We start from the raw sequence: 18,192 nt of genomic DNA, 5'->3' as shown, positions 1-18,192 counted from the left end.
GCTTTTTAATATATGGCTACTAACGAATTTTGTTGTAAAATAGGCATTTTTCAAACAAGTACAACTTATGCCACAAAAAATGAGAGTAAGTAACCAAAGAGAATATAACGAGTTTCTCAAAAAAAGAGGAAATGTTTTTCATTTTGTTAATCAAGCCATAGAAAATTGGTATGAAAATAGTCCAAAAGTTGCAGGTGGCAATAACACTTATAGTGATAAAGTTGTAATTTTAATACACATAATAGTTCATCTTTTTAGAATTGGCTTGAGACAAGCTGTAGGTTTTGTAAAAGGTTATATGGTACAAATAGGCAAAAAACTTAAGATTATCAGCTATACACAAGCTTCCAGAAGATTTAAAAAGCTTAATTTGAAGATTGATGACCATAGAAGCAATAAAGATGATCTGGAAAATGTTGAAATTGCCGTAGATAGCACTAGAGTTAGTATCTACAATAATAACGGTGGGCATAGTAAGCTTAATATTCGAAAAAGAAAATACAGTGGTTATGGTCAAGTAAGAAAATTACATGTTGTTTTAAACATAAATGATAAGAAAGCAATAAGCATGAACTACACTAGTGGTGTTGCTGTAGACTATTTGCCGGTCTGCGATATGTTAGAAGAAGTCAGTGATAAATATAACATTTGTTCTATTCGAGCAGATGCGGCTTATGATATAAAAAGTGTGTATAAAGAATGCAGAAAATACAATATTGTGCCTATTATTCGCCCTAGGAAGGATACTAAAATTTGTTTAGCTGACTACTTATCAGAAAGAAACAAGTATATTAGTAGAATTAGGTCATATGAGAATTATGAAGATGGTATTAATGAATGGAAGAAAAAAGTTAAGTATGGAGCACGGTCTTATATTGAAGTCTTTTTCTATAGGTTGAAGCAAATATTTGGGTTTGGCTTGAAAAATAAATCAGAGGTAAATCGTGAAAAAGAGCTGTTAATTAAGTGCTACTTATTGAACAAATTTACTGATATAGGTATGGCTGAATTTAAATTAGCTGCGTAAATTCACTGTGATTTACATGCCTATCAGTGCTATGCAACAAAGCCATCCTGCAATAGATCGTAACTGAATATTGCTCCATTTAGCATCAATTCACATATTATGTCTTCCTTCTCATTTTTTTTGCATTTGATCAAAGGCATTTTCGATATTACTGTATCAGCAAAACTCTTCTGCCCTTCGCTATACGCATTTATCCTGATTCCAGCACTTAGTGCTTGGTCTATAGTCTTGTTCAGTTCTTCTACGCTTTTTGCCTTTACTACTCTACTTTTAAACCATCTTAATTCTGCATTTTCACTTGCACTTGGCTCTATCTTGCTTAAGGCTGGAATAAACGGATTTTGACGATTTGAAGATTTTTTGTTATAAACCTCACGTCCTTCTCCAAGATTGATTGATTTTTCAGAAACATCGCTAGGGGAAGGCACACCTTCAGGCTTCTCAAACCTGCTTTTATCATCAAATATTTTCGGATCAGTCTCATCTACAAGTATAAGCTGCTGATTTTTTTTGCTAGTACGCCTAATAGCACTATATAGTCCTTTTGGTAATTTTTTAGAATCAATGATTAACTCATAAGTATTTCCATCCATATCATCAAATGATACTGTTTTTTTAGTAGTCATATACCCTCCTATATTAAGCATATTATTCAAGTCTATAGAGCAATTTATTGCTTTACGATTAACTTAATACGCAAATTATAAAAAGATCTTGTATATTCTGCAACTATTTATAATAAAAGAATAGCTTTTTCAGGACTTTTATTCTTTAACTACAACTTAATATACAAACTATACAAAGATCTTTTATATTTTGTAATTCTCCAATACAGATTCTTGACTAAGTCTTTTTGCTACTTGATTTTATATTTCATTGTGTAGCCAAACTTCTCAAGCAATTGAAATTTGGTTTATAACAGCTCTCTTTCCTTAAAACTGCAATATCCTTTGTCTGTCATAATAATGTGATCCTCTAGTTCAATTCCCACTCCTTGACATGCTGATACTAATTCTCTAGTCATTACTTTATCATCTTCTGATGGTTCTAAACTCCCTCCTGGATGGTTATGAGCTAATATTATTGACGCTGCTTCCATTGATAACGCCTTTTTTACCACTTTCCTTTCAGATAAGTGTACTTCATCTATTGTACCAAAATACACTTCATCTCTTATCAAACGGTTCTGCTTATCCAAATATATTATCAGGACAGCTTCTTTTGCTGAAAAGCCTATGTTTACCCTTACATACTCTATCAGCTTTTCTTGGCTATCCATTACAGGGCCTCTTTTTAACCCTTCTCTGAGTGCTCTTTTATAAGCTTCTTTAACACATTCAATTGCTGCAGCTGCATGTTCGGTCATTCCTTCTATCATTTTCAGATCATCGATTTCTCGTCCTAAAATTTCTCCTATTCCTGGGCAGTTATCCATTAGAGTTTTAGTAACATCTTGTGCTTGCTTTCTGTCGTGAACTGCTCCTAGAAGCACTGACACTATCTCACGATCAAATAGAGCACTTCCTCCTCCACTCTGTAATACTCTCTCTATTTCTTCTGTAAGTTTTTTACCATTATTCATAAAATATACTCCTCGTTAATAACAAATTGTTTTTAATTATTTACTGCTGTTTTTTATCAGCATTGGCATAAAGCCATAGCTTCCGAGTGAAGTCAAATCAATTTTTCAATCTTTTTTACTTATTTTTTTATGAATAGGTTAAAATCTTAATAGATATTTATTTTTATCTAATTGAAAATTAATTCTTCATGTAAAAAAAATTGTTATTAATCAATTATTTTAGAAATAGCATCAGTAGAAAAACCTAACTGAAGTAAATTATTTGCAACTTTCATTTCCTCTATTTTATTAATCTTCTCTTTGTAAATTTGCTTTCTTTGCAAGAAAAATTCTACCCATATATTTAGCTCATCTCGTGATTCTTGGTTGTCAATTTTTCTATATTCTCTTGCCAAACTTAATAATTCATTTTCTCCTTCACAATCACTTTCTTTGTATTCCTTTATTAGATCTTCAGCATCTACTGACAATTCTTTTGCTATTTCCCATAACCTTTCACTTAAAATGGTGACACTACCTTGTTCATAGTGATGTATCTGTGAGGGTCCTATATTAAGCTTTTTTGCCAATTCTTCTTGTGTATATCCTCTTCCATTTTTTTATCTCTTGTCCTCCGTTTTGGCTTGTACAGCCGATATTCTCTCTATCAGCATATTCTTCAATTGGTAAGCCTGTTGCTCGATAGATAATGTCATTATCAAACCCTGCTTTAACTAGATTCTTTGCAATTTTTATTCTTGCTGCTTTTATATTACTTTCTTCCTCAGCTCGGATAGATTTGGTTAATGCATAAATTGCTTTGTGTCCTCCTGTTTTTTCTATAAAATTAGACATTTCCTGGGTCTTAGCTTTGTCGAAACAACTACTTTCTTTTAGTACTTTTCGTCTAGGAAAGAGATTTCCAACAGGAATTGATAATGCCCCTGCTAATATTTTTAACTTTTCAATTGGAATGCCACATGTTCCTTGTTCATATCTTAGCAGTGTATGATAGTTTATGTTTGCTTTGCCTGCTAAGTTTTTCAGGGTATATTTTCTTTTTAACCTCCAGCTCCTTACTTTTTGCGCTATTTGGTACCTTATGGAAACAGTAGTATGCTTTGCCATACAGAAATAGATATTATACAGGTTAATACTACCAAATAAAGATATACAAAATGTTTGCATTTTAGTTGAATATTTCTTCACAACTGTGTATAATTATTAATGCTTTTTATCTTACTTTCTCATGGCTCTTTCGAAGTTTCTCGATCCCAAGAATGATATATCGTTCAAGCGCATCTTTGGTACTGAAAAAAATAAGGACATTCTTATTCACTTCCTTAATGATATCCTTGGCTTCACCGGCAAAAGTACAATAAGGGATATAGAGTTCTTAAGTACTATTCAAGACCCTGATATTGCTTCTAAAAAACAAAGCATTGTTGATGTTCTTTGTAGGGATGAAAATGGGCTGCAAGTCATAGTCGAAATGCAGGTCGCTAAAACTAAGGGCTTTGAAAAACGTGCTCAATACTATGCTGCTAAAGCCTATTCAAGACAGGCTGATAAAGGCGATCAATATCATGACCTTAAGGAAATTATCTTTATTGCTATAGCAGACTGTATTTTATTTCCTGATAAGTCTGAGTACAAATCAAAGCATACTATTCGCGATGAAGATACTAATGAGCATGATCTAAAAGATTTTTACTTTATATTTATTGAGTTACCTAAATTTCCAAAAACCAAAGAAGATCAGCTTTCAAGTATAGTTGAAAAATGGGTCTACTTCTTTAGATATGCAGATGAAACTAGTGAAGAAGAGCTAGAGAGAATAATAGGAAGTGATCTAATAATTGAAAGAGCATATGAAGAACTAAATAGGTTCAACTGGTCAGAAAAAGAATTTATAGCCTACGAACAAGAGATCAAACGTATTCGTGATGAACAGGCTGTCCTTGCTCAAAAGCTCGATGATGCTAAACATGAAGGCATCCAAATTGGAGAAGAGAAGGGCAAGAAAGAAGGCATCCAAATCGGCCATGAAAAAGGTAGAGCTGAAGGTAAGGAAGAGGGTATAGCAGAGGGTGAACAACAGACTAAAATAGCTGTGGCCAAAAACTCACTCAAGGCCGGTGTCTCTATAGATGTTATCGCTCAAATTACCGGTCTCTCTCATTCTGAAATTTTACAACTCAAGGAAAAAACATAATTATTCACTTCAACATTTATGAAAACCTTCTCTAAGTTCGACATATCACCTAATTAAGAATGGCTTTGTTGCATAGCTAGTGTTGGTTGAGGTTATTGTAAGAAGAAAAGCTTTTTAATATATGGCTACTAACGAATTTTGTTGTAAAATAGGCATTTTTCAAACAAGTACAACTTATGCCACAAAAAATGAGAGTAAGTAACCAAAGAGAATATAACGAGTTTCTCAAAAAAAGAGGAAATGTTTTTCATTTTGTTAATCAAGCCATAGAAAATTGGTATGAAAATAGTCCAAAAGTTGCAGGTGGCAATAACACTTATAGTGATAAAGTTGTAATTTTAATACACATAATAGTTCATCTTTTTAGAATTGGCTTGAGACAAGCTGTAGGTTTTGTAAAAGGTTATATGGTACAAATAGGCAAAAAACTTAAGATTATCAGCTATACACAAGCTTCCAGAAGATTTAAAAAGCTTAATTTGAAGATTGATGACCATAGAAGCAATAAAGATGATCTGGAAAATGTTGAAATTGCCGTAGATAGCACTAGAGTTAGTATCTACAATAATAACGGTGGGCATAGTAAGCTTAATATTCGAAAAAGAAAATACAGTGGTTATGGTCAAGTAAGAAAATTACATGTTGTTTTAAACATAAATGATAAGAAAGCAATAAGCATGAACTACACTAGTGGTGTTGCTGTAGACTATTTGCCGGTCTGCGATATGTTAGAAGAAGTCAGTGATAAATATAACATTTGTTCTATTCGAGCAGATGCGGCTTATGATATAAAAAGTGTGTATAAAGAATGCAGAAAATACAATATTGTGCCTATTATTCGCCCTAGGAAGGATACTAAAATTTGTTTAGCTGACTACTTATCAGAAAGAAACAAGTATATTAGTAGAATTAGGTCATATGAGAATTATGAAGATGGTATTAATGAATGGAAGAAAAAAGTTAAGTATGGAGCACGGTCTTATATTGAAGTCTTTTTCTATAGGTTGAAGCAAATATTTGGGTTTGGCTTGAAAAATAAATCAGAGGTAAATCGTGAAAAAGAGCTGTTAATTAAGTGCTACTTATTGAACAAATTTACTGATATAGGTATGGCTGAATTTAAATTAGCTGCGTAAATTCACTGTGATTTACATGCCTATCAGTGCTATGCAACAAAGCCATTAAGAATCTGGTGAACTATCTAAAACAGCTATGAAGATTGCACAAAGAATTATATAAATTACTATCATAACGTTACCCAAACTTCTATATCAAAACTACGTGCTGTAAGTTCAATATGGAAAATACATTAATCACTTAGCATTTAATGTCTACTTCATCCATTTTAGCATTAAGACTATCAAACTTGCTACTGGTTGTTTCCCTAATTATTTTGGCTACCTTCACTTTAAATTTCCCACTACTTGGCATATTAACTCTTATATTATAACCTACCTATTGAGATTACCTACAAGCTTGGTTACTCCTATCTCAGAAAGACAAGTTGATACTTTGTCCTTTGAATGGCCTTGAACGGAAGCATTACTTAAATAACTTTGAGGCTCTAAATTCATTTGCTTTGCACCATCAACTTCTAATCTACCATCTCTGTTGTGTAATATCCGTTGTATTGATCGATTTAGTACAACATTTAGCCTGCTATTAAACTCTACCATAAACTTGTCAAACTTCTTCGAACTTAACTTACCAGGACATCCTGCTTCTCTACTAGGACATGCTTTCTCTAAATACGAACTTAAAACTCCTGAGATCTCATCAAATTTACCACTCATGATTTTTCCTGTAACTTCTTTCTGTATTTCCACAAAATCAATATTTAATCGATGCATTGATACACCACTTTTTAATCCAGCTTGCTCTATTACTTTCTTAAATACCTCTGTAATATTGAGTGCATAGCCCTGTGCTTCTAGTTGAGATATAGACTGATCTGCTGTAGAAATATACTTTTGACCCGTGACGTTTCTAACCAGCACATCAAGTAACATTATTGCACCATTTACATCCATCTTTGCATCAATTTGTGAGATTGGACTTTTAGTACCTGATACTACTTCAGGCAACTCAGAAGCTAATAACCCACTCACAGAGCTTTTTACCCAACCAAATAAATCATTTATCCATGAAGATGGTCTTGTGCTACTACTTGCTGCTATTCCAGGTTGATTACTTGAATCTACAGAAAGGAATTTATGTGATGAGTGATTATGATTGCGATTGTGATCCCCGTGGTGATGACGGCGTCTGCGTTGCACAGGTTTTTCTCCTTTTTCATTGAGTTTTTTCTCTAAATATTCTGCAATACTACTATCTCTAGCAATATCTAGCGGTGCCTTGCCGTAATCACCTCTAGCATCAAGATTAGCATGAGCATCGACAAGAACTTTTACTATATCAAGACTGTTGGTATCAGCAGCATAATGTAAAGGTGTCCAATTGTCTTTGTCTTCAGCGTTAACGTTTGCACCACGATTAAGAAGCAATTTGACCACATTTAGTCTTTCATTTAACACAGCTCCATGCAAAGGAGTTGCTTGATATTCCCCATTTTTAGTTTCAATATTAGCACCATTATCAAGAAGGAATTTTATTCTATCTAAATCACCGATTTCAGCAGCTGAATACAGTAGTGTACTGCCATCTTTGTCTTTGGTATCAATATTAGCACCTTGAGCAATAAGACCTCTAACTTTATTAAAATCACTATTTCCTATTGCGCTTAATAACTGTTTATCTAGGATTAATTGTGTTTGTTGTAAGTACTGTACAAGATTATTATGTCCCTTATCTCTAGCAATATCTAGTGGTGTGTTGCCACTACTATCTTTAGTACTAATATTAGCTCCATTATTTATAAGATGCTGCAATGTATCTAAATGACCACCCCAAGAAGCCAAGTGTAGTGGCGTCTCACCATTTTTATCAGCCTCATTAATACTTGCTCCTCTCATGAGAAAAAGTTGTATAACCTCTTCATCACTGCTCTCAGCAGTAGTGTATGTAGAACCTCTACCATATACATCTTGAATATCCTTGTGATTATTCATAACAGCAAAGTGAATAGGAGTCCTGCCAAGTATATCCTTAGCATTCACATTAGCTTCCTTATCAACTAAAAACTTAGCAATATCTGAATGACCTTTCAATGCAGCCCAGTGTAGTAATGTGCAGCCATATTTATCAGTCGCATTAACACTCACATCTTTACTAACAAGAAACTCTACTGTACCTAAATTACCACTCCAAGTATAATAAAACCCACCATGCGTTCTGTCGTCAATATCTTTCGCAATAAGATCACTAATTGTCTTTAGATCTTTTTCATTTTTTACAGTAAGTAACAATTCTTTATCTAAGTGTGCTTGCATAAAAACTTGCCTCATTGTATCAGAATTAGTATAACGTTCCTCATCTTCAGGAGTTCTACCACTGTTATCTTTAACATCAATATCAGCACCTTTACTTATAAGATACTTCACCATACCTAAATGATGAACAGAACATGAAGCATAATGTAGAGGGGTTTTACCATCTTTATCTTTAGCATTAACGTTAGCACCTCGATTTACAAGGCCTTGAACTTCATTAAAATCACTATCTTTTACTGCAGCCAGTAATTGCTCATTTAATTGAGCTTGTTTTAAGTATTTTACGATGCTATCATGCTTTCGGTCGATGGCGATATCTAGCGGTGTCTTACCATCCTTATCTTTAGCTTTGATATCTGCTCCCTTACTTGCAAGATACCCCACTACATCCAGATGGCCGCCACCAGAAGCCATGTGCAATGCTGTCTGCCCATCACTATCTTTTAGATTAACATCAACTTCCCCTTCATCTACAAAATACTTTACCACATCTAGCTTACCATTGTAAGCAGCATAGTGCAGGGGAACTCTACCGCCATTATCTTTAATTTCTAAGCTATTTTTTGCATCTGCTACAAAATATTTTACTATATCCAGATTACCACCATAAGCAGCAGAATGCATAACAGTCATCCCATTACTATACTTAGCATTCAAGCTAGCCCCTTGACTTACAAGATCTCTAACTTCATCAAAATTACCATATTGTGCTGCAATAAGTAATTCTTGATTTAGCTGCACTTGTTTTAAATAGTCTACAACATCGCTGCGCTCTTGATGAGTAGCAATATCTAGTAATGTTTTACCACCTTTGTCTTGAGTATAAACGTCAGCTCCCTTTTCTACAAGGTACTTTACTACACCCAAGTGACCATTCCAAGAAGCACAGTATAGTGGTGTTCGACCATATCTATCAACATCATCGATGCTCATTCCCTTGCTGAGAAAAAATTCTATAATGTTTGTATTATTATTTTCAGCAGCAACATGTATAGGTTTCCTGCCAAAAATGTTCTCAACGTTAATATTAGCACCCTTTTCTATTAAAAAGTTAGCGACTTCTAAGTAGCCTCTCCATGCAGCAAAATGTAGCGGTGTCCAACCATTATTATCAGACTCATTAATATCAACGCCTTTCCCAATAAGGTACTTTAGTATATCCAAATTACCACTATAAGAAGCATCACATATAGAGGGGCGACAACGATGATCTTTACCCTCTAAACTAACGCCATTTTCAACAAGGTATTTAAATATACCAAAGTGACCTTTTAATACAGCATTGCGTGCAGGGGTATTACCATCTCTGTCTTCAGTATTAACATTAGCTCCTCGATTGACAGAATCTCTTACTTTGCTCATATCTCCAACTTTTACAGCATCTAGCAATTCTTGATCTAATTCTCCCTTAGCATTACTAACAATATCTCTAACTTTTCTTACATTAGACCCACAATCTTCTATCTTCCATACACCTTGCATAACCTTGCCCCCTGGAATCCAAGTAAATACTCTTCTCCTATCTTTGTCATATTTAGCATAATCAGCAGCATACAAATACTCATTATGCTTAACATTCCTTATATTACATTTATCACCGTTAGGCTCAATCTTCCACACACCTTGTGTAACCTGTTCACCTGGAATCCAAGTAAATGCCATTCGTCTATCATTATCATAATTAAAATAGTTACTAGCAGCATACAAAGTTTCATTAAATGCAACATTCACTATATAAAAGTTGTCACCATCAGGTTTAATATTCCACCTAAACTTATCATTTTTTTCATTCTTTGGAGTCCAAGTAAATGCCATTCGTCTGTCGGTATCATAATTGAAACATTTGTTAGCAGCATATAAATATTCACCTTGATAAATATTCTTAATACATACTTTCGATGAAAATACTGCATTCCTTACTGATTCTGGCAATCTGCTTTTTAGTTTCTCAAGGTTAGATCTTTCTTCTTGATGAACATCAGGATAGTTCTTCATCTCGATTGCTTCTTTAACATAGTAAGCTAACTTAAATACTGCACTATTATTTAAATCATTATTTCTTTGCATTGCGTTAAATACAGCCACATAACCCAATATACGCTGACTAACATCATTATGGCTTTCTACACAACTTAATATTTTTTTCGTATCTACTTTCCTATATACGTCATTTATAACTCCCTTAATTGTATTATTAAACAACCTTTGATCGAAATTATAAATGTCATTAGCAAGTGTATTAACCGAACCATAACGATCATGTAACATACCATCCTTTAGCTTCTCTTTTACTACATTTTTTATTGAATATTTTAACTTTTCTACAAAAAACTCTGCCCATCTTTTTACGTTAGGCACGGTTTCTGCTTGATTAATAATCTCCTTCTTTAAAACCTTAACCGTTTCCATCATCTTATATGGATCGTTGTTTCTATCCTCAATACTTGTTGCATCCTTACTAAGGAAGAATTTGACCACATCTAAATTACCATTGCAACCAGCTATACGAAGAGGTGTTCTACTATCTTTATCTTCAGCTTTATCTTTAATATCATAACCTTTATCGATAAGGAACTCAGCTATATTTAATTTACCCTCCTGAGCAGCTAAGTGCAGAGGAAGGGCGTCCTTATTTTCAACACTAAAATCCTTTCTATCAAAAAGAACTTTTACTACATCCAACCTACCTCCTTGAATAGCCATATTTAAAGGTGTTAATTCATGCTCATTTCCAATATCTATACTTTTAATCTTTTTTATCAAATCCTCAGCTTTACTATTATTTCTTTGCAATGTTGCATTAAATACCTGCTCTTTTAATAAATCTACTGTTTCCTTATAAAAATCCTCTATAATATCTTCTGAATTACAAGTAGAGACTATGCATTTCAAATTAGAAACCATCGTATCATTAAAAGCAAACATCATTTCCCTTGCTGGTTGATAGGTATTCCAATTTTCTACTTTTGCTAAGGTATTATTCTTATGTGATAACACTAAACTATCATCAGCAATCTCTGTATCAAAATCCAATATAGACTTATCTCTAAAGTCAACTAAACCAACATCATTCTTATTAGTAGGTTGATTATGATAAATTTGTAATCCTTGTTCCTCTGGTTGATAGTATCTGAAAGAGCTAGGATTGATCTCTAGATGCTCAAGCCTTAAGTTTGTACTATCAATTTTATAAAGCTCATTGTTTATTCGTAATACAATTTGTTGATTCTCTGGATTTTGAAAATAATCAACTAAACCAATGGATAAAGACCATTTAGTACCTACACTATCAAATATTGTAATATCTTGTATCTTTAAACTATCCTCTGTAAGGTCAGAGATTGATTTGCCATAACATTCATTTATATAATCCCTTTTACCTTCTTCTATGCTTATACCATCAACATCTGTTACACTTAACTCAGCAAAATCAATGATACTATAAGGTATGTTTTGATAAGACACCACTTTGTTTTTTATTTTTAAATTGAGCCTTATTGGCGACAATGAAGTTTTGCTATTTAATGTATCTGGTAGTTTGATAATATACTGGTGTTGCCCTTTCTCTCCTTCTATTGTAATGTCCTGATAGTAATTACACAGCATCAGATAGTCATCATAACCATAGTTCCGTCCACCATTAAGGTATTTCTGATAACTACTTGTAACGTCAGAGCTACTATAGCTAAAATCAACAATGACTTGACCTGAGTACATGCCAGCAATTATCACTTTTTCACTAGGTACTCCCATATGGTTTTTAATAACTTCTACTTGAGATACTGGTATGTCAAAATTATTGTTATTGACAATATCTTTTGCAATTTGGTAAGTATCAAGTAATTGTTGGTCTAGAATACTTGCTTGTATAAATGCTTTTAACTTTTTTGCACTATTTTGTATTACCTCTCTACTAATATCACTTCCTGAACTTTTCAGCTCTTGATATCTAATATCTTCTATTGTATCAGACAAAGACTTATCTTGTATTGCAACAGACTCTGTTATTCCATTGCTATTTACTTGAATTACTAGATTTTTAAAATCATTGATTTTAGTACTTGAAACAATACTTTGTGTATTATTAGCTAAAACATCTAAGCTATAGCCGACCTTTTCTATATCTTCACTTATTCCCCACTGTGTGATATTAGCAACTTGAACCTTTATTATGTCAATATTTCCTTTTATTTTTCCTGTACTGCCCAAATCACTTACTATCTTAGCATTATCACTATCTTCATTAACAACAAATATTGTTTGTTTTAATCCCCTGTTATGCACATTTTCTTTGTTAACTACTCTAACTTCATAATCTTTGTCTGTGCAGTTAAATGAATTCTGCCAGACTTCTGCATTTTTTACATTAATCAATCTTGTTTTACAGTGAGTAGTAATATTTTGCTTGCTGTCAGAATTAGACACATAGTTATATGTGTTAACCAATCTTATGTTATTACTATTACCATAACGTATAGTTCTACCATGCAAATTTGCAACGACATTATTAGCCTTAACATTCATTACTAGAGTATTTTCTTTTCCTGGTCCACCTTCAAGAGTACCAGACGTATAGTCATTAATAATAAAAATAGTTTCATTATTTTTTGAGCCAACATAACGTATATTACTACCCTCTGGAATATGCATTACTGCTGGATAATTTGCTGCTGCTGTTAATGTTTTAGGTCCTGAAATATATAATACTGATCCTCTAGGAAATGTTTGCTTTTTTGTATTACTATGCTCTTTTCTTGTTGGATTAGTAAAGATAAAAGGTCCGCCTGAGAGAGTAAAGCTCTCTTGACAATTTCTATAAATTTTGCCACTGTTACATGGAGCGAACGCATCGTCACCTGTGTGCTTTGTATTGATTGTTTTGCTGCATTGAGATTTTTGTATCGGATTTGTTAATGGTGCATCTACAATTCTTAAGCCAAGATTTTCATACTCGTATTTTGTTAGATGAGGGATATGTTTTGCATCCGTATTAACAACATAAACTTTCTTTTCTTCAATCTCTTGATAGCATTGAGGACTATTCTTTATACCACAGATAAACCTTTCCCAACCTTCACTCATAACCAAAGTATAAGGTGTCATAGTCAATATCTTAGAGATATCAATAGAAGACAAATCTCTTTTTACACTAGAGGCTATATTGATCTTGTCAAAAGAGATATCTTTATATTTTTTTTCTAAATCACATGTCCACTTCATCTGCGTCGCACACTCAGGACCATACGGTGATGGCATAATACATATAGCCTGTGCACCCATATTTTTAATCACCTCACTATATTTCTCTTCAATGGAGATTACGTATTGTACAACCGCATCTATGTCATAATTGTCATTTAACAGTTTAATAGCTGCTTCTTTTACGTAAGTTAAATAACCTTTTATTCTAATTGTGTCTTCATATTCTTTTTCTACATCTCTTCCTGTAAAAAACTTGATTACCCCTGCAAAAAATACTTCCGCTTGTTCACCACCAGGTAATAGAGGTACTTGTTCTGCTATTGCTTTTGTATACTCTATTCTCTCATGAACTTCTACACCAATTGTTATTAATACATCAGCAACCATAGTAACTACTGCTACCCTACCTAAAACTTTACCTGCAGCAGATAACCCTCTTAAAATCTTAGTAGTAGCACTTACACTTTTTACTGTAAAGCTAACACTTGCACTTATAGGCCTTATGCTCATACTTGCTAGTTTTACACCACTACTAGCTGTCCAATAATAATTTAATGGATGATGATTACCTTGAGCTATTTCATTTATACTATACCCAAATTGATAAGCAATAGTTGCAAATGTAATACTTTGAACTATGGGGTTACTGATAATCTTAACAAACGTTTGACGTACAGGTTGTGGTACTTTACTAATCAATTTTCCTACTTTACTATTAGAAGAAATACTTACACTCGTCCTAACATCATCCATAGCATCTAGTATACCATTGATACCAAATACTTGCTTTAAAGCATTATTATCATGTCGTCCAAGTGTTGCTGTATCACCTATACTATCAAGCAAGTCATATATAGCCATCATGGAAAAAAACTTTCCACCTTTTGCTCCTTTTATTTTCGCTGAATCAAATTTATCACGATCAAATGCAATTCCTTTTTCTTGAAGGCTGCTTTCTACATTACTAATATAATCTGCAAAAACTTTTTCACCAAGATCATCAAAATGATTTTTAAACGTATCAAAAGTATCTTCCCTAACACCTTTTGCTAGCAAGTTCTGTTTAATTTCCTCTACAATATTAGAGTAATCTTGATTAGTTTGAACATCACCTATATCTTCAATGTATTTTTTATTCTCTAACAACTGCTTATCATTTGATAGTTGATGTAATTTATTATGAATTTTCTCTCTTTCTGCATCTGTAGTAAAATTTTTAATTATATCATCGAATTTTACTTCATAGCCATCGATGCTTAAATAATACTCAATATTTTGTCCTTTTATTTTTTCTTTTATAACGCGATCCTTATCTCTGCCTACTTTTACTAAGATCTCAATACCATCACTATAATCATCTACAAAATATCTTTCTGCATTCTTCATTTCTATAATATCACCTATTATCAATTTTTTATCATTACCATTGTTATCTTTTACTTTTACATCAGTCCTATCAGCATTGCCTATCATATCAAACACTTGCTCACGACCTATATCTACAATTTCATTAGTTAAATCCTTAGCATTATCAATATCAAATAGCTCTTTAACACGTTGCTTTTTTTCTTCCTTTGTAATCTTTTCTTCATCAAACGAATCTATGCAGGCCATACTTACACTTCTTTCTCTTCTTGGCTTTTTACTTGGTGGATACTCCGGCGATGAAGATTTTCTTTTAGAACACTGCCCTACAGTAGGCAACATATGATGTGAACTATGAACTACTCCAACAGGAATAAATCCTTCCTTGGTTGTCCTACTTGTTAAAATAAGTTTATTCGGATTATTAGATCCTTTATCGAAAACAACACCGATAAATTTTACCTCATCACCATCTGTAAGTGTTTTATAGGTAACACCTTCTTTGTACTCTTCATTTATTTGATCATTTGCTTCCCTCAATAAAGCTTGAGCCCCTTTACCCTGCCTTGATGCCTTAAGTTCTAACCCTATTGGAGTGTACTCCTCAGCATTTCCACCTTGAGCCACAAACTTAATACCATGAACTAGCATGTCAATACGTTCCCCTCTACCAGTTTGAAACTCAGTTAAAACTAATGCTCTAGTTTCTGGTGATTCCTGTAATTTTAAGTCACTATAATAACTAAACACTCCATTCAATATTCCCTGGAAATGAGCTTCTTTATTAACGAGACTCTTAAAAGGAAAGATTCCTTCTCCAATTTTTTCTAATAATCTACTATATCCTCTTATTGATAAGGATTGGATATCTAGTGCTTTATCAAATGTTTCTTTTAACTCATTAGGATAAGTAACTTCTTTAAAAGTACCTTGAAATCTATTATCTCCGTTGTTGTACTCTTGTAAAGAATTGTATTTTTCAGTCCAAATAGTAAGATATCTTTTAAAATCTGACTTGTACCTAGTATCAAAATTAAGATTTAATTCGATTATTTCCCTATTCCCTATTTCTCTATTTAATCTATCAAGAGGGAGCACTTCATCCAGCCCGTTCAGAACATCCTTTCTGTTAGCTTCAACAATATTTATTACATAAACCAACTTCTCTGTATTTTCTGGAATGAGCACCATTGTCACAACTGCATGACTCGCATCAAGATTAGCTGACAATCTCTCCCTGGCTCTTTCAGCTGCTAAACGTCCAGACCCACGAAGATTAGGACGTACCTCGGTAGGTATATTGTCTCCATAGATAAAAATGTATTTTTTAAAACCAGTTTTTAAATCTTCAACTCTATTTAGCAATAGTGATTGCCCTAGTAAAAATCTACTAAAATAATGTTTATCTCCCTTCTCAGGTGTACCAGGAAACGTATGATAAATACGTTCTAGATTATCTTTCACCTGTCCCTTTAATTCTATTGTTCCAATCCTTTGCGTATCCCAGTCATCAGCAGATTTTAGCATATCTTGAAAAAGAGGAATTATTTCTTCCCCACGATTTGATACTTTAATATCAGAGATAGGAGATGGATTATCAAGATTGACACCAACACATAAAATGTCATCTGCAGTGGTTAGAACTCGCTGAATATTTGGTTGAAAGCCTTGTGCATACTTTTCTGCTTGCTGCAAAGCCTTATCTGGAGTAGCATTAGAACCTGCTCCCGCTTTTAATTCAATAATAATGGGAATAGAATCCAATGCACGATCAGGACCACGAGCCAGCAAGATAATATCTGCATAACCCCTTCCTGCAAATTGCTCTGGGTAGACTCTAAAATTATACCTGTAGTGGAAATTCATGAAAACGCCTACCGCAAACCCATGATGTGCTGCTTCACGTGCTCTGCTAGCATAGATTAGTGAGTCTGCATATTCGGAGTGAATTGTGTAAATCTTATCAAGAATTCTCCTTAAAGATGCTTTAACTGTTCGCTGATTGGAAATAGCTAGCTTCGCTATATCGACTTCGGGATCCCTCCATAACCCTTTTCTCACTTTTTTAAATTGAACTTCAGAATTATGTTCTATGTCTACTCCTTTATCTTTCACATCAACAACTATTTCTCCCTGATGACCGGCATCTTTAATGATTTTTATTGATTTAACTTTAATTTTATCTAGGTTATTTTCGATAAGAGAGTAAAGCTTGCCTAATACCTCCTTCAATTCACCTTGATCAAACTCTTGAGTGTAAGAATGAGAACCACTTTCTGATATAACAAATAATTTTACTTTATCGATCACATCTTTTTGACTCTTCATTTCACCATTTTTTATAATAGCTACCTTCAAAGTCTTTGCACCGTCAAAGCTAAAATAAATCTCCTTGATGTCTAGCTTTTTTGCCATCTCTGTATCCAACAAAGTAGAAAAACTACCTAGGAAGAAGTGTGTAAAAAACCCTGCTTTTTCTACAGAGTGTAAATAAGATGGAATCTGATCCACAAATGACTGAAATCTCGGTTCAAAAGATTTAAAATCCTCATCTTGCCGGCTTATACCAACTTCTTTATCTGCTTCCTCTATCAATAACTGTATTAACTCAAAGTCTTGTGGTCTTACTTTACCCATGACTCTTTTTAAGCCTTTTGCAAGCTCTTTATCATTATCAATAATATTCCTTTCAAGACCAAAATTATAATGGTTTCGTTTACCTGGTGCACCAACATGAAATAATTGTATTTGAATATCCCCATTACCATATTGAGTCTCAACTTCACCAGAAACACTAATCGTTGCGCTAAGCATTCCACTCATTGCTCTTATTTCAGGTTCACCTCCCCAAGTATCAGGGTTCCTCATGTTTTCCAAGTAACGCTCAAAATCACCTTCAACAAAATCTCTGAACTCATTTCTATAAGAACTTATGTGATCAACTACTCGATTACGAAATAAGTTTCTTACTAAATTTGCAAATGTATCATCATAATTCGCAGCACCTAAATTCCGAACCAAACCTCTAATATGATCTAAATTTTGGGTTACAGTTCCATCATTTCCAAATAGTACTTCATACCTTTGTCGAAATAAAGCATCGTCGTTTCTGACGGGTATTAAGTAAGCCATAGTAACAGACCAAAACAAGCAACTACCGTCTCCTGGAACATCGATTCTCTTAATCTGACTTCCACTTTCGGAATCAACATCAGATCTCCGATAACGCTTAAGTTGAGAAAATTCTCTAGCTTGCTCTATATATTGCACTTCATCCGATAATTCAGTAATCTTTGAATTAACATCTTCTTTTTTTAGATGATCTGTTGGATATTGTATCTTGAACACAAACCCCCTTCATTATATTATACTAAACCCACTATACCAAGCTTATTGTATAACCATCAGAGATATCAATAATAAAAGCTATTTT

8 protein-coding genes are annotated in these 18,192 nt (G+C 33.4%); 3 read left to right on the top strand and 5 right to left on the bottom strand.

The window, feature by feature from the left end:
- The first annotated feature begins 67 nt into the window (after positions 1-67).
- Positions 68-1,027: an IS5 family transposase gene (locus AAGE00_RS05070; protein ID WP_341815149.1), complete on the top strand. Its 960-nt coding sequence runs from the start codon at positions 68-70 to the stop codon at positions 1,025-1,027.
- Positions 1,028-1,056: 29 nt separating this feature from the next.
- Here the strand turns inward: AAGE00_RS05070 and AAGE00_RS05065 are convergent, their stop codons facing one another.
- From AAGE00_RS05065 to AAGE00_RS05050, 4 genes are all read right to left on the bottom strand, one after another.
- Entirely contained in the window at positions 1,057-1,653 is a 597-nt protein-coding gene (locus tag AAGE00_RS05065; protein ID WP_341815176.1) for a hypothetical protein, read from the bottom strand.
- Between the two features lie 287 nt (positions 1,654-1,940).
- The gene (locus tag AAGE00_RS05060; protein WP_265024777.1) at positions 1,941-2,609 is read right to left on the bottom strand and encodes a RadC family protein; all 669 of its coding nucleotides are present in this window, start codon (positions 2,607-2,609) and stop codon (positions 1,941-1,943) included.
- 206 nt (positions 2,610-2,815) lie between these two features.
- Positions 2,816-3,178, bottom strand: a complete 363-nt coding sequence (locus tag AAGE00_RS05055; protein ID WP_265032143.1) for a helix-turn-helix domain-containing protein — start codon at positions 3,176-3,178, stop codon at positions 2,816-2,818.
- The gene (locus tag AAGE00_RS05050) at positions 3,162-3,716 is read right to left on the bottom strand and encodes a helix-turn-helix domain-containing protein (RefSeq protein ID WP_341815175.1); all 555 of its coding nucleotides are present in this window, start codon (positions 3,714-3,716) and stop codon (positions 3,162-3,164) included. The genes AAGE00_RS05055 and AAGE00_RS05050 overlap by 17 nt, the downstream gene beginning before the upstream one ends.
- Before the next feature lie 121 nt (positions 3,717-3,837).
- On the opposite strand from AAGE00_RS05050, the gene AAGE00_RS05045 reads away from it, so the two are divergent.
- Positions 3,838-4,803: an Rpn family recombination-promoting nuclease/putative transposase gene (locus AAGE00_RS05045; RefSeq protein WP_264706885.1), complete on the top strand. Its 966-nt coding sequence runs from the start codon at positions 3,838-3,840 to the stop codon at positions 4,801-4,803.
- 176 nt (positions 4,804-4,979) lie between these two features.
- Positions 4,980-5,939, top strand: a complete 960-nt coding sequence (locus AAGE00_RS05040; RefSeq protein ID WP_341815149.1) for an IS5 family transposase — start codon at positions 4,980-4,982, stop codon at positions 5,937-5,939.
- 315 nt (positions 5,940-6,254) lie between these two features.
- On the opposite strand, the gene AAGE00_RS05035 is transcribed toward AAGE00_RS05040, so the two are convergent.
- On the bottom strand, positions 6,255-18,107 hold the full coding sequence (locus AAGE00_RS05035) for an ankyrin repeat domain-containing protein (protein WP_264686029.1): 11,853 nt from the start codon (positions 18,105-18,107) through the stop codon (positions 6,255-6,257).
- Between the last annotated feature and the right edge of the window lie 85 nt (positions 18,108-18,192).

It is taken from the genome of Wolbachia endosymbiont (group B) of Aricia artaxerxes (assembly GCF_964026975.1).
GTDB lineage: Bacteria > Pseudomonadota > Alphaproteobacteria > Rickettsiales > Anaplasmataceae > Wolbachia.
This window is presented reverse-complemented; position numbering and strand designations above follow the sequence as displayed.